Raw genomic sequence first — 13,147 nt, forward strand, 5'->3', positions numbered from 1 at the left:
GCCCGCCGGCCGCGATGATCCTCTTCGACGGGACGCAGCCGGACAGTCATGATCGCGACACTATGCGACGGACGAACCGCCTGAGCCGCGAGCCCTGAACGGGCGTGCTGCGCAGCATCTCCAGCGCCTCGGCCGCCGACGGGCGCTTGGCGGGGGAGTGGTCGAGCATGCGCCGCACCACCTCGGGCACGTCGGGCCCGTGGGCGTCGCCGCTGGTGGGGAGCTGGCCGGTGAGGAGCTGGAAGGCGATGACGCCGGCGGCGTACACGTCGGAGGCGGTCGTCATCAGGTCGGCCCGCTCCTGGCACTCCGGCGCCACGTACGCGGCGTCGAGGATGTTGCCCAGCTCGTGGGCCACGGTGTAGTTGCGCGGCCCGGGCTTGGCGTAGTCGAACCCGGTCAGCACCGCGTGCCCGCCGTCGGTGACCAGCACGGCGGCGGGGGTGAGCGCCCGGTGCACCACGCCGTTGGCGTGGGCGTGGGCCAGCCCCCGCAGCAGGTCCTGGATCACGCCGAGCGGCGCGCCCTTGCCCAGCGCCAGGTGCAGCGCCTCGCCGTGGACGTCGTCGAGCACCAGCACGAAGCGGCTCTCGTCGTCGATGGCGAAGAAGTCGCGCGAGCGCACCACACAGGGGTGGGGCGGGATCCTGGCCAGCGTCTGGTACGCGTTGGCGATGCGCTGCCGCTCGGCCGCCCGCGCCTGCTGGTCGGCCAGCGGATCGGCCTGGTAGACCCGCAGCAGCACGGTCTCGCTGCCGGGCAGCGTGACGTTGAACGCGCGGTACTCGGTGACCTTGGAGTCGCCGCCGAGCTGCTCCTCGACCTCCCAGTTGCCGTATCTGGGCGGGGCCGTGCTGCGGCGTACGGTCTGGTTGAGCGCGTCGAGGATCGCGGTGAGGTACGGCCTGGCGTCGGGGCTGCACCCGCGCCTGACCCGCGAGACGTCGCTCAGCGTGGCCAGCAGGCCGGCCAGGTCGGTGACGTTGACCGCGTCGCGCCCCGCGGGGTCGACCAGCTCGGCGTCGGGCGAGGTGAGCACGACCAGGCTGTCGACGTAGACGCGCTCCAGCTGGGTGGCCCTGGACACCAGCAGGCCCTTGAGCGCCTTGGCGGTGCCGCGCAGCTTGGTCACCGGCGACCCGAACGCCTCCCGGCGCGGCGGGAACCAGCGCGTGCCCGACACCTCGATGCGCCCCCGGGTGCCCTTGACGTCGACCACGACGAGCGAGTGGCCGGTCAGCACGAGCAGGTCGACCTCGAAGATGTCGGAGCCGCGCGGGACCTCGACGTTGTGCAACAGCAGCCAGTCGGCGGGCGCACGGTCACGGAGATAAGCGATCACGCGCCGCTCGGCGTCGTTGACCGGACGTCCTCCGCCGACGATCTCTGCCATGCGGCCTATCCTTCCACGGTTATGAGTTGACAGCATGTTGTCGTTATGACAAGATGCTGTCATGAAGAAAATCGTTCACCACGCCATCTATGACACGCTCGCCGACTGGGAGACCGGTCACCTCACCGCTCACCTGCGCAACGGCAACTACCAGCGCGAATCTGGCGGATACGAGATCGTCACCGTCGGCCTGACGACCGACCCGGTCGTCACCATGGGCGGCCTGCGCATCACCCCGGATCTCGCGCTGGCAGACCTCTCCCCGGCCGGGAGTGCGCTACTCCTCCTGCCGGGCGCCGACCTGTGGGACGCGGGCGACTCGCTGGCGCCGTTCGCCCGCAAGGCCCGGGAGTTCCTCGACGCGGGCGTGCCGGTGGCCGCCATCTGCGGCGCGACGGCGGGGCTGGCCCGCGAGGGGCTGCTGGACGACCGCGACCACACCAGCGCCGTGGCGCAGTACCTGGAGGCCCAGGAGGGGTACGCCGGAGCCGGGCACTACCTCGACCGTGACGCGGTGCTCGACGGCGACCTCGTCACGGCCGGCCCGACCGAGCCGGTGGCCTTCGCCAGGGAGGTCTTCCGGCGGCTCGACGTCTACCGGCCCGAGGTGCTGGACGCCTGGTTCCGGCTGTTCTCCAGGAGTGACGCCTCGGCCTTCGAAGTGTTGATGACGGCGTGAGCGAGAGCGGCGAGCTGTTGTCGGGGATGGCGCTGGGGGCCTTCCGGCTCAACGGGCAGTTCCTCCAGGTGGCCGAGGAGCTGGCGAGGCCGGCCGGGGTGACGGCCGCGTGGTGGCAGGTGCTCGGCGCCGTCCTGCGCGAGCCCCTGCCCGTCGCGGGGATCGCCCGCGTCATGGGGATGACCAGGCAGGGGGTGCAGCGCATCGCGGACCTGCTGGTGGAGCGGGGCCTGGCCGAGTACCGGCCCAATCCCGCGCATCGGCGGGCCAAGCTGCTGCGGCCCACGCAGGCCGGGCGGGAGGCGATCGCCAGGATCGACCCCGGCCACCAGGCGTTCGCCGACCGGCTCGTGGGCGAGCTGGGAGCGGACGACGCCCGGCAGTGCCTGGAGGTGCTCCAGCGCCTCTCCGCCGCCCTCGACCGCCTGGCGGAACAATCGTGACCGGCGCCGGCGGCAAGCGCGCCGGCGCCGGAAGTACTCCCAAAGAGCCGGTCGAATTTGTCCAAAGAGCGGTGAACCAATTCCCCGTGGCCGTCTCGCCGGCGCGCGACACCGGTTGAATGGCGGATCGCTGAAGTCCTGCGGGGGGCGGTGTCGCGGCGGGCCGGGAAAAACCGACGCCAAAAAATAGAGGCGGCACTTTGACCTAGCCGAGGACTTTCCGAGTTGCGGTCGTCGTCGCGTCCCGTGAGGGTTATTCGCGGCACCTCACAGCCCTGCACGAACGACCACGGCGCCGAATTCCGCGCCGATCCACGGAGGAAAGCAATCATGATTCGTCGTATTCTGGCCGGTGCCGCTATCGCGGCCGTCGCCTTCGGGTTCTCCGCGACCGCCGCGTCCGCTGGCGTCGGCCCCAACGTGCGCAACGAGGGCGCCGCCATCCTCAGCCAGTTCCAGGTCATCGACGACGCGCTGAACCACGTGCTCAACCACTCGGCCAACGATCTCGAACTCAAGTTCATCGGCCTTCTGGACGAGGTCAACGTCCCGCTGCTGAACAACAACCAGCCCACTGTCGGTGCCCACAACGTGGACACCGACATCGAGAACGGCCTGGCCGGCGCCGAGTAGACGCAGGGCGTCCGCGGACGGGGGAGCGGCGGCCGGGCGCCATGGCCCGGCCTCCCTCCTCCCGCGCGTGTGCGAATGAGCCGGCGGTGGTGCTCCGCGAGGCCATGGAAAGACATTAGCGCCGTCGATGTTTCGGGTGGGCAACCGTGTTGATCGACGCCGGTTTCCTGAGCGGGATAACCCGACACCAAAGAATCGAGGCGGCTTCTTGACCTCCATGAGGCCTTTCCGGGTTGCGGGTTCCGCCGCCCGCCGCAATTGTTATTGGCGGCACCTCACAGCCCTGCACGAACGACTATGGCGCCGAATTCCGCGCCGATCCATGGAGGAAAGCAATCATGATCCGTCGTATTCTGGCCGGTGCCGCTATCGCGGCCGCCGCATTCGGGTTCTCCGCGACCGCCGCGTCCGCTGGCGTCGGCCCCAACCCGAACAACGGTGGCCAGGCCATCCTCAGCCAGTTCCAGATCATCGACGACATCCTGAACGACGTCGCCAACCACTCGCTGAACGACCTCGAGGTCGAGATCATCAACATCCTCGACGAGGTCAACGTCCAGGCGCTGAACAACAACCAGCCCTCCGTCGGCGACCACAACAAGGACACCGAGATCGACAACGGGCACTCCAAGTCCGAGTAAGTTCCGCGGTGGAGGCAGAGGAGGTGCGGCGGCACCGCACCGGAGCGGGCCGCGTGGCCAACCGCCCTCCTCTCCCCCAGGTGCACGAAAGAACTTGATCGTGGAGACTCGCGAGGTCACGGAGCGGCTTTCGGGGCACTGAGGCGTTCGGGGTCCGTACGTCCCCGGCGTGACGGGTGAAGATCACCCGAGGACGTACGGCGAACGCTTCCGAGCTTGTGCCGGAGCCGACCGGGAAAATCGTAGTGACACGGACGCCGATATCCACGGACACCGACACTCAATGACGACTTCCCCGGTCGCCGAAATCCAGTGCCAAAGAATCCAAGCGCCTCCTTGACCTCCATGAGGACATTTCGAGTTGTCATTCCCGATGTCCGCCACGATCGTTGACAGCGGGCACCTCACAGCTTTGCACGTATGAACACGGCGCCGGGAGCCCCGCGCCGATCCATGGAGGAAAGCAAAAAATGATCCGTCGTATTCTGGCCGGTGCCGTCGTCGCGGCCGCCGCCTTCGGGTTCACCGCCTCCGCCGCGTCCGCAGGCGTCGGCCCCAACCCGAACAACAAGGGCCAGGCCCTGCTGTCGCAGTTCCAGATCATCGACGACGCGCTGAACAACGTGCTCAACCACTCGGTCAACGACCTCGAGGTCGAGATCATCAACATCATCGACGAGCTCGACCTGCAGGCGCTGAACAACAACCAGCCTTCCGTCGGTAACCACAACAAGGACACCGACATCGAGAACGGCCAGGCCAAGGCCGAGTAGCACAGCAGGTGAGCGGGAAAGCCGGCCGTGGTGACTCGCGAGACCACGGCACGGTTTCCCGGACATCTGGAAGAACGGCGGCCGTACGTCCTCCCGGCGCGCTTCGGGTGAGGAGCGCCCGAGGGGACGTGCGGCAGGCAGCCGGCTCACTCCTCCACATGGCCGCGACCCAGGTCAGGCCGCACCACGCCGAGCAGGTCCGGCCTGTCGAGCGAGTCGATCCGCACGAGCGCACCGGTGTGGGGCGCGTGCACCATGCGCTCGCCGTCCAGGGCCAGCCCCACGTGCTCGGGCCCGGGCCGCTTCGGGTCGTTGTCGTAGAAGACCAGATCCCCCGGCTCCACCACCTCCTGGGCCACCCGCACACCCGAGCGCCACTGCTCCGTCGTGGTCGTGCCGATGAGGATCCCCGCCCTCGCGTAGGCGTACTCGGCCAGCCCCGAGCAGTCGAACCCCTTGGTCCTGGCACCCCGCCCGATGCCGTAGCCGGGCCCGTGCACCCCGCCTCCGCCCCACGAGTAGGGCACTCCGATCATCTCCAGCGCGGCCCTCAGCGCGATGCTCCCTGACGCGGACGCCGCCATCGCCGACGCCGGCCAGGCGACGAGCACGGTCGTGCACACCGCCGCGATTATCTGTCTGATCCCTTTCTTTCTCATGGCATATCAGCGCTCCCGTTCCGAGCGGCGTCCGGGGGCATGACGGCCGACCTGTAGGCAGTTGTCTTTTCTGCGTCTTTTTCTCGCTTCCATTGCGATAAAACGCCATCTCATCGCACGCACAATAAGCGGATATTTCGTGCTATTTGGTTGCGAGTCGTGAGAGGCTGGCGGCGCAGGTCGCCCTTCGGGAGATCCACGGCAAGCCCGCCGCGGCCTGGCGTACGACGGGCGTGCCGGTGCTTGACTGGAGCCGCCTGACGGAGATGTTCAGGATTGTCCGAAAAATCGGTCATTTTCCCACGAAAATTACATCGTCAAACATCTGTCGTGTAATCTGGACTCGGGTCAACCACCGGCGGCACATGCCGGCGGCCATCCCGGATCGGCAGGCAGGACGACCCCCAAGAGCGCGTGTTGGGGGGTGCCAGGAGCATGAGCGTCCACGAGCGGCTGCTCTACCAGGACAGGCAGCTGACCATCGTGATGGTGACGGCGCCAGGGGCGCCGGCCGTCGCGCTCATCGGCGAGATCGACGCCTCCAACAGCCCCGCGCTGGCCACCACGCTGGCCGGCTGCCGGAGCCCCGGCGCCTACGTCGTGGTGGACACCGGAGAGCTGAGCTTCATCGACATCTCGGGCATGCGCGTGCTCGTCATGCCCACCCTGCCTCCTTCACAGCGGTGGATCCGCCTGCACAACGTCACCCCGTACCAGCGGAGACTCCTGCGCATGATGGGCTGGTTCTACCAGCCCAGGGCCCACCACGCGCCCCTGCAGGGCTGATCACGGCCGCCGAGGTGCCCAGGCCGCTGGGCCCGGCGAGCCGCCAGCGCGACGGGAGGTGGTGGCGCAGCAGCGTCGGCTCGTCGTAGCGGAAGCAGTCGCGGTGCCAGTTGAAGATCCCGGCCAGCCAGTTGTGCAGCTCGCTCACGTACGCGTCCACGTCGCGGCGCGCGTCGGCGTCGAGGCCGAAGTCGTCGCAGACGACCGGCAGTTCGTGCTCGACGAGGTGCTGGAACTGCCGCACCCGCGACTCCTGAAGGTCCCTGACGATGCCGAGCGCCGTCGGGTAGTCGCAGTCGAAGAAGCTCTGCACCACCAGCACGCAGTTGTGCACCTCGCCCTGGAACTCGATCTCCTTCTGGTACGAGAACACGTCGTTGACCAGCGTCCCGGCGTCCATCATCGCGTTCTCCAGCGCCACCACCGGCCCGCTGGCGTAGAACTCCTCCGGTATCCCCTTCGAGTGCCGCAGCCGGCACAGGCTCATCGTGAGCTGGGAGCCGAAGGTCGCCCTGCGCATCTCCATGTAGTCCACCGGGTCGGGGACGTGGCGGGCGATCTCGTTGGCCAGCTCCCACAGCCAGCCCGCGCACATCTCCTCGACCGCCGCGCGCAGCCTGGCCCGGCCCTCGGGCGGCATCGGCCCCGCCGTCCGCGCCCACACGTCGGCCAGGCCCCGCTCCAGCGCGTTCGCGGGGGACGGTGGAAGGGCGCCGTCGAGCGGCATGAACAGCCCGAACCTGTCCACCGTCACCTTGGCCGCCGACAGGTTACGCGACCGGCCGAAGACGACCGGGAAGTAGTCGTCCCCGTACGTGCCCCAGGCCAGCCAGCGCGAGGCCAGGTCCAGCTCCTCCGGTGAGGCGTCCGGATGCAGGCCCGCCGCGCACAGCGGCAGGTCGATGTCGATCAGCCTGGCCTCGTCCCACACCGCCGGCCCCGCCATCCCGTTCTGCGGCTCCAGCATGCCCATCGCCGCGCACCAGGCCACGACGTCGCGCCGGGCGGCGTCCAGATGGGGCGAGAGCTTCAGGTCGAACGGCACGTGCAGCTCGGGAATCACCGACGGCCCCACCCGCTGGTACGGCACGTGCGCGAAGTTCCGCAGCCGCTTGGCCCCCAGCAGGTCGACCAGCGACGACATGCCCAGCGGCCGAGTGGCCCGCGCCCGCTCGTTCATGTAGCGGCTGGAGCGCAGGTGCCACTCGTGCCCGCCCGACTGCCAGTCCTGCAGCCCCTTGACGTAGGTCAGCACGTCGGCCGCGCTGAGCGGATCGACGGCGTGCTCCACGAACAAGGGCCCCAGCTCGAAGACCGCCGTGTGCTCGAACTGCTGCATCCGCGAGGTCAGCAGGTCGTTGACCGCGTCGGCGGCCTCCTGCGTGGTGCAGCCGAGGAACTTCTCCAGCACCAGCACCCCGTTGCTCAGCTCGCCCTCGTCGCTCACCTCCCGCTGGTAGGAGAACAGGTCGTTGCGCAGGTGCACGGCGTCGGAGAAGGAGTCCTTGAGCACCCGCAGCGGCCGCGTGGCCGCGAGCCCGGCCGGCACCTCGGCGCGCACGGCGTGCTCGACGAGCCCCGCCGACCACGGCGCGCCGCCGACCTTGCGGCGCATCTCGATGTACTCCACCGGGTTCGCCACCCGGCCGCTGTTGATGTTGGCCAGCTCCCAGAGAGACTCGTTCAGCAGGTTGCGCGTGCTCTCCGCGAAGCGGCTCCGCCAGTCCAAGGACATGCTGGGCACCGTGCGCGGCCACAGATCGGCCAGGCCCGCCTCGACCGGGTTGGCCGGCTCGGGCACGGTCAGGTCGGCGCCCATCGGCATGAAACGGGCCAGCCGGCTCAGGTACGCCTTGCCGCCCCGCAGGTCGCCGGTGCGTTTGAAGACCTCCAGGAAGTGGTCGTCGAAGAAGAAGACCCAGACGTACCAGTCGGTGATCAGGCCCAGCTCCACGGCGTCGCAGTCGGGATGGGTGTAGGCGCACATCAACGCGTAGTCGTGGGCGTCGAGATCGGCCTCCTCCCAGACGCCGGAGCCCTCCAGCATGCCCATGTCGCGAGCCCACTGCTTGGAGTGCGCGCGAGCCTCCTCAAGATGCGGGTTGAGCCGGGCCGGGTACGGCACGTAGAAGTCCGGCAGTTCGAACGGCTGGGACATCATCACTCCCTTACCTGTGTACCTCGACGTTCTCCAGCGCCCCGAGCGCGTCCGGCACCAGGACCGCGGCCGAGTAGTAGGCGCTGACCTGGTACGACGCGACGGCTCTGGCGTCGATCCCGGTGAACTTCACGCTGAGCCCCGGCTCGCGCCCGCCGGGCACGCCGCTCTGGTACAGGCCCACGACCCCCTGGTCCTCCTCGCCCGTGCGCATGACGAGGATCGTGCTCGTGCCGTGGCGGCTGATCGGGATCTTGTCGCACGGCAGGATGGGCACGCCGCGCCACGCGGTCAGCCGGGAGCCGTCGAGCTCGACGCTGTCGGGGTAGACGCCCCTGGCGCTGCACTCCCGGTGGAAGGCGGCGATGGCCAGCGGATGGGCCAGGAAGCAGCGCGACCTCTTCCTGCGGCACAGCAGCTCGTCGAGGTCGGCGGGGCCCGGCGGGCCGTCTCTGGTGTAGAGCCGCTGGCCGGGGTCGGCCTGGTGCAGCAGCCCGAAGTCGCGGTTGTTGATCAGCTCGCGCTCCTGCGACTCGCGCACGGCCTGGATGGTCAGCCGGAGCTGCTCCTCCTGCTGGCTCATCGGCTGGTTGTACAGGTCGGCGACCCTGGTGTGCACCCGCAGCACGGTCTGCGACACGCTCAGCTCGTACTCGCGCGGCCCCGGGTCGTAGTCGGCGAACGTGCCGGGCAGCACGGGCTCACCCCCGTGCCCGGCGGCCGTGACGATCTCGGCCTCCCCCCACTTGTTCCGCGGCCTCGCCCGGCGGGCGCGGTAACGGTCGAGCTGGGCGCGCAGCGCCGGCGACTGGCTGGTCGCCGCGTGGAACTCCTCCCACGGCAGGGCCAGCACCGTGCACGCGGTGCCGGCCTCCAGCGTGTACGCCCACACCTCGCCGTCCGCGGGCAGGTCGGCGCCCGCGTGGTCCCCGCCGGCCAGCGAGCCGAGCAGGACACGGTCGCCGTACGCGCCCTCCTGGAGCCTGTCCACCTTCCCGTGGGCGACGAGGATCAGCTCCCGCGCCGGCCGCCCGGCCCGCACGATCGTGTCACCGGGGGCGAACTCCCGCTGCTCGAACAGCCCCGCCAGGGTGTCGAGCACGCGCTCGTCCGCCAGCCCGTGCAGCGGCGGCAGCTCCGTCAGGCTCGGCGGCGCCACGCGCAGCCGGGCCCCGGAGTTGGAGAAGCCGACCCGGCCGCCGCCGACCTGGTACGTCAGCCGCCGGTTCACCCGGTAGACCGCGCCCGCGACGCTCACCCACGGCAGCACCCTGAGCAGCCAGCGGGGGGAGATCTCCCGCATCTGCGGAGGGGTCTTGGTCGTCGTGGCGAGACGCCGCGCCGCCCCGGTGCCGAGGCTCAGCCGCTGTTCGGACTCCAATGACATGGTCACCACCGTTCCGTGGGGCCGGACGGACGAGAGCGGGGTCAGGTCAGCCGTTCCTGCCGAGCTCGACGTCCTCCAGCACGCCGAGCGCGTCCGGCACCAGGACGGCGGCCGAGTAGTAGGCGCTGACCAGGTAGGAGATGACGGCCCTCTCGTTGATGTTCATGAACCGGACCGACAGGCTGGGCTGGTACTCGTCGGGGATGCCGGTCTGGTGCAGGCCGACGACGCCCTGGTTCTCCTGTCCGGTCCGCATGAGCATGAACGACGTCGTGCGCGTGTTGCTGACCGGGATCTTGTTGCACGGGAAGATCGGCACGCCCCGCCAGGCCGGCACCCGGTGCCCGCCGACCTCGGTGGACTGCGGGTAGATGCCGCGCTTGCTGCACTCCCGGCCGAAGGCCGCGATGGCCTGCGGGTGCGCCAGGAAGAACGAGGGGTCCTTCCACACCGTGGACAGCAGGTCGTCGAGGTCGTCGGGGGAGGGCGGGCCCGAGCGGGTGCGGATGCGCTGGCCGAAGTCGGCGTTGTGCAGCAGGCCGAACTCCTTGTTGTTGATCAGCTCGTGCTCCTGGCGCTCGCGCAGCGCCTCGACCGTGAGGCGGAGCTGCTGGTCGAGCTGGCTCATCGGCTGGTTGTACAGGTCGGAGACCCGGCTGTGCACGCGCAGCACGGTCTGGGCGACGCTCAGCTCGTACTCGCGCGGGGACTGCTCGTAGTCCACGAACGTGCCGGGCAGCACGGCCTCGCCGACGTGGCCGGACGACATGTTGATCGCGGCCTCGCCGTAGTCGTTCTGGTCGCGGTCGCCGCTGGTGCGCCAGGCCTCGATGTGCTCGCGCAGCGCCGGCGCCTGCTCGGCGATCTGCTCGAAGTCCTGCCTGGACAGCGTGAGCACGGTGGTGGCCGTCCTGGCCCGCGCGCTGTACTCGAACTGGCCGCCCTGGACCAGCGCCTGCTCGCCGAGGTAGTCGCCGTCGGCCAGCACGCCCAGGTTCTGGTCGTCACCGTACGCGCCGCGCCCCACCTTGGCCACGCGGCCGTGCGCGATCAGCACGAGCTGGTCCACCTCGCCGCCCTCGGAGACGATCTCCTCATCCGTCTCCACCTCGCGCTGGGTGAAGCGGTCGGCCAGGGCTTCGAGCACCTCCATGTCGTCGAAGCCGCGCAACATCGGCAGCTCCGTCAACTCGGCGGGGATCACCCGGACCTCGGCGCCTGTGGTGGTGAAGGTGATCCGGCCATCGCCCAGCGTGTACGTCAGCCGCCGGTTCACCCGGAACACACCGCCGGAGCACTGCACCCACGGCAGCAGCTTCAGCAGCCAGCGGGTGGTGATCTCCTGCATCTGCGGCGGAGTCTTGGTGGTCGTCGCCAGTTGCTTGGCGGCCTCGGTGCTGAGGCTCAGCTGCCCGTTGCCGTTGCCGTTCTCAGGCGCGGTCGAGTGGGTCGTTTCGGTCATCGTGCTGCACCACCAATCTCGGTGCGGGCCCTAGCCCGGCTTGCGGTTGGAGCGGAGTTCGAGCGGAAGGGAGAAGGTCAGGGTCTCCTCGGTCACGGTCACCGGCTGCACGTCGGCGAACCCGCGGGCGGCGAGCCAGTCCAGTAACTCGGCGACCAGCCCCTCCGGCACCGAGGCGCCGGAGCTCACCCCGACGGTCCGCACGCCGTCGAGCCAGCGCTCGTCGGCGTGCGCCGCCCGGTCGACCAGGTAGGCCGCACCCGCGCCCGCGTTCAGCGCGACGTCCACCAGCCGCTGGGAGTTGGAGGAGTTGGCGGAGCCGACGACGATGACCAGCTCGCAGCGGGGCGCGATGCTGGTGATCGCCTCCTGGCGGTTCTGGCTGGCGTAACAGATGTCGTCGCTGGGCGGGTCGACCAGGTCGGGGTGGCGTTCGCGCAGCTTCTCGACGGCCTGGAGGGTCTCGTCCACGGCCAGCGTGGTCTGCGACAGCCAGCTCAGCCGCCTGGAGCCGGTCCTCACCTCGCCGGGGGAGGCCGGGTCCATGACGTGGATGCGCTCGGGGGCCTCGCCGAGCGTGCCCTCGACCTCCTCGTGCTCCGCGTGGCCGATGAGCACGATCTCGAAGCCCGCCTCGGCCATCCGCACGGCCTCCTTGTGCACCTTCGTGACCAGCGGGCAGGTGGCGTCGATGGTCCGCAGCCCGCGCCGCGCCGCCTCCTGCTTCACCGCGGGCGAGACGCCGTGGGCGGAGAAGACGACCAGCGCGCCGTCGGGCACCTCGTCGAGCTCGTCGACGAAGATCGCGCCGCGGCGGCTCAGGTCGTCGACCACGAACGTGTTGTGAACGATCTGCTTGCGCACGTAGACGGGGGACCCGAAGCGCCTGAGCGCCTCCTCCACCGTGATGATCGCGCGTTCGACGCCCGCGCAGTAGCCGCGCGGAGCCGCGAGTAGTACCTGTCCCATGGTGGAAGACGCCCCTCACTTGGTGCGGTGCGCGAGCTGGTCGGCCATCGTGGCCAGCACCGTGGCGGCCTCGGGCTTGATCTGGGCCTCGGCCAGCGCGGTCATGGCCTCGCGCACGCGTTGTTCGATCATTTCCTCGACCCGGGCCAGCGCTCCGGTGTCGGTGAGCACCTGCCGCACCTCGGCGGCGCGCTCCTCGGTCAGCTCCGGGTTGCCGTGCCAGGCCCTCAGGTGGCCGAGCTGCGCGGGGGAGGCGTTCTGCACGGCGTAGGCGTACATCACGGTCTGCTTGCCCTCGCGCAGGTCGTCGAGAGCCGACTTGCCGGTCTCCGACGACGAGCCGAACGTGCCCAGCACGTCGTCACGGAGCTGGAACGCCTCACCCAGCGGCACCCCGAACCGGGAGTACGCCTCCAGCAGCTCGGGTGAGGCGCCGGCCAGCGCGCCGCCGATCTGCAGCGGCCGCTCGACGGTGTACTTGGCGCTCTTGTAGCGGATGACCGTCAGCGCCTCGGCCTCGGTCGCGCCCGAGCGGAGCTGGGCCAGGACGTCGAGGTACTGGCCGCTGATGACCTCGGTGCGCATCGCGTCGAACAGGTGGTGGGCGGCACGCAGCCGTGCCGCCTCCACCCCGCACGACGACAGCAGCGCATCCGACCAGGCCAGGCTGAGCGTCCCCAGCAGGATGCCGCCCGCCCTCCCGAACGCCTCCGCGCCGGGCCCCCGGTGCAGGTCCGTCAGACTCCTGTGCACGGTGGCCTGCCCGCGGCGGAGCTGGCTGCCGTCCATGATGTCGTCGTGGATGAGCAGCCCGGCGTGGCACAGCTCCAGGGCGGCGGCGGCGCTGATGATCTCCTCGCAGTCGTCGCCGCCGGCGCCGCGCCAGCCCCAGTAACACAGCTGCGGGCGCACGCGCTTGCCGCCGCCGAGGATGAAGTCGGCCAGCAGGCCGTACGCGGCCTCCACGCCCGGGTCGCAGACGGGATTGCGCCAGGCGTCGAGGAATCCGCTCAGCCGCCGGTCTATGCGTGAGCCAAGGGAAGGCTGAGTGAAGCTCACCGGCATTCGCGCGGCTCCTTCTGTCAGTCGGTCACTACCCCTAGTTACTCATTGAATACGGAGCGTGTAAAGTGTCTTTTGCGGGCTCAAGCTTTCTTTTGCCAC

13 protein-coding genes are annotated in these 13,147 nt (G+C 69.7%); 6 read left to right on the plus strand and 7 right to left on the minus strand.

What is annotated here, in order from left to right; genetic code table 11:
- Window positions 1–46: 46 nt before the first annotated feature.
- The gene (gene mads6, locus HD597_RS52660; RefSeq protein WP_253755266.1) at window positions 47–1,393 is read right to left on the minus strand and encodes a methylation-associated defense system protein kinase MAD6; all 1,347 of its coding nucleotides are present in this window, start codon (window positions 1,391–1,393) and stop codon (window positions 47–49) included.
- Between the two features lie 61 nt (window positions 1,394–1,454).
- Between mads6 and HD597_RS52665 the strand changes: the two genes are divergently transcribed.
- The 5 genes from HD597_RS52665 (at window position 1,455) to HD597_RS52685 (ending at window position 4,562) form a co-directional block, all read left to right on the plus strand.
- Complete coding sequence (locus HD597_RS52665) at window positions 1,455–2,072, plus strand: type 1 glutamine amidotransferase family protein (protein WP_253755268.1); 618 nt, start codon at window positions 1,455–1,457, stop codon at window positions 2,070–2,072.
- A gap of 26 nt (window positions 2,073–2,098) precedes the next feature.
- Entirely contained in the window at window positions 2,099–2,515 is a 417-nt protein-coding gene (locus HD597_RS52670; protein ID WP_253759846.1) for a MarR family winged helix-turn-helix transcriptional regulator, read from the plus strand.
- A gap of 330 nt (window positions 2,516–2,845) precedes the next feature.
- Window positions 2,846–3,148, plus strand: coding sequence for a hypothetical protein (locus HD597_RS52675; RefSeq protein WP_253755270.1), 303 nt, complete (start codon window positions 2,846–2,848; stop codon window positions 3,146–3,148).
- Window positions 3,149–3,486: 338 nt separating this feature from the next.
- Window positions 3,487–3,789 carry a hypothetical protein gene (locus HD597_RS52680; protein ID WP_253755272.1) on the plus strand — a complete coding sequence of 101 codons (303 nt, stop codon included), beginning with the start codon at window positions 3,487–3,489 and terminating at the stop codon, window positions 3,787–3,789.
- A gap of 470 nt (window positions 3,790–4,259) precedes the next feature.
- Window positions 4,260–4,562, plus strand: coding sequence for a hypothetical protein (locus HD597_RS52685; RefSeq protein ID WP_253755274.1), 303 nt, complete (start codon window positions 4,260–4,262; stop codon window positions 4,560–4,562).
- 146 nt (window positions 4,563–4,708) lie between these two features.
- On the opposite strand, the gene HD597_RS52690 is transcribed toward HD597_RS52685, so the two are convergent.
- Complete coding sequence (locus HD597_RS52690; RefSeq protein ID WP_253755276.1) at window positions 4,709–5,185, minus strand: C40 family peptidase; 477 nt, start codon at window positions 5,183–5,185, stop codon at window positions 4,709–4,711.
- Between the two features lie 471 nt (window positions 5,186–5,656).
- Between HD597_RS52690 and HD597_RS52695 the strand changes: the two genes are divergently transcribed.
- A complete protein-coding gene (locus HD597_RS52695) occupies window positions 5,657–6,007 on the plus strand; it encodes an STAS domain-containing protein (protein ID WP_253755278.1) in 351 nt (116 codons plus the stop codon).
- On the opposite strand, the gene HD597_RS52700 is transcribed toward HD597_RS52695, so the two are convergent.
- The 5 genes from HD597_RS52700 to HD597_RS52720 are packed head-to-tail and all read right to left on the minus strand — an operon-like array spanning window position 5,925 to window position 13,042.
- Entirely contained in the window at window positions 5,925–8,165 is a 2,241-nt protein-coding gene (locus tag HD597_RS52700) for a terpene synthase family protein (RefSeq protein WP_253755280.1), read from the minus strand. The genes HD597_RS52695 and HD597_RS52700 overlap by 83 nt on opposite strands.
- A 10-nt stretch (window positions 8,166–8,175) precedes the next feature.
- The gene (locus HD597_RS52705; protein ID WP_253755282.1) at window positions 8,176–9,552 is read right to left on the minus strand and encodes a family 2B encapsulin nanocompartment shell protein; all 1,377 of its coding nucleotides are present in this window, start codon (window positions 9,550–9,552) and stop codon (window positions 8,176–8,178) included.
- A 46-nt stretch (window positions 9,553–9,598) separates the two neighbouring features.
- Window positions 9,599–11,014: a family 2B encapsulin nanocompartment shell protein gene (locus HD597_RS52710; RefSeq protein ID WP_253755284.1), complete on the minus strand. Its 1,416-nt coding sequence runs from the start codon at window positions 11,012–11,014 to the stop codon at window positions 9,599–9,601.
- Between the two features lie 30 nt (window positions 11,015–11,044).
- Entirely contained in the window at window positions 11,045–11,983 is a 939-nt protein-coding gene (locus HD597_RS52715) for a 4-hydroxy-3-methylbut-2-enyl diphosphate reductase (RefSeq protein ID WP_253755286.1), read from the minus strand.
- A 15-nt stretch (window positions 11,984–11,998) separates the two neighbouring features.
- Window positions 11,999–13,042, minus strand: a complete 1,044-nt coding sequence (locus tag HD597_RS52720) for a polyprenyl synthetase family protein (RefSeq protein ID WP_253755288.1) — start codon at window positions 13,040–13,042, stop codon at window positions 11,999–12,001.
- Window positions 13,043–13,147 lie beyond the last annotated feature (105 nt).

It is taken from the genome of Nonomuraea thailandensis, from assembly GCF_024172165.1.
In the GTDB taxonomy this organism is placed as follows: Bacteria; Actinomycetota; Actinomycetes; order Streptosporangiales; family Streptosporangiaceae; genus Nonomuraea; species Nonomuraea thailandensis.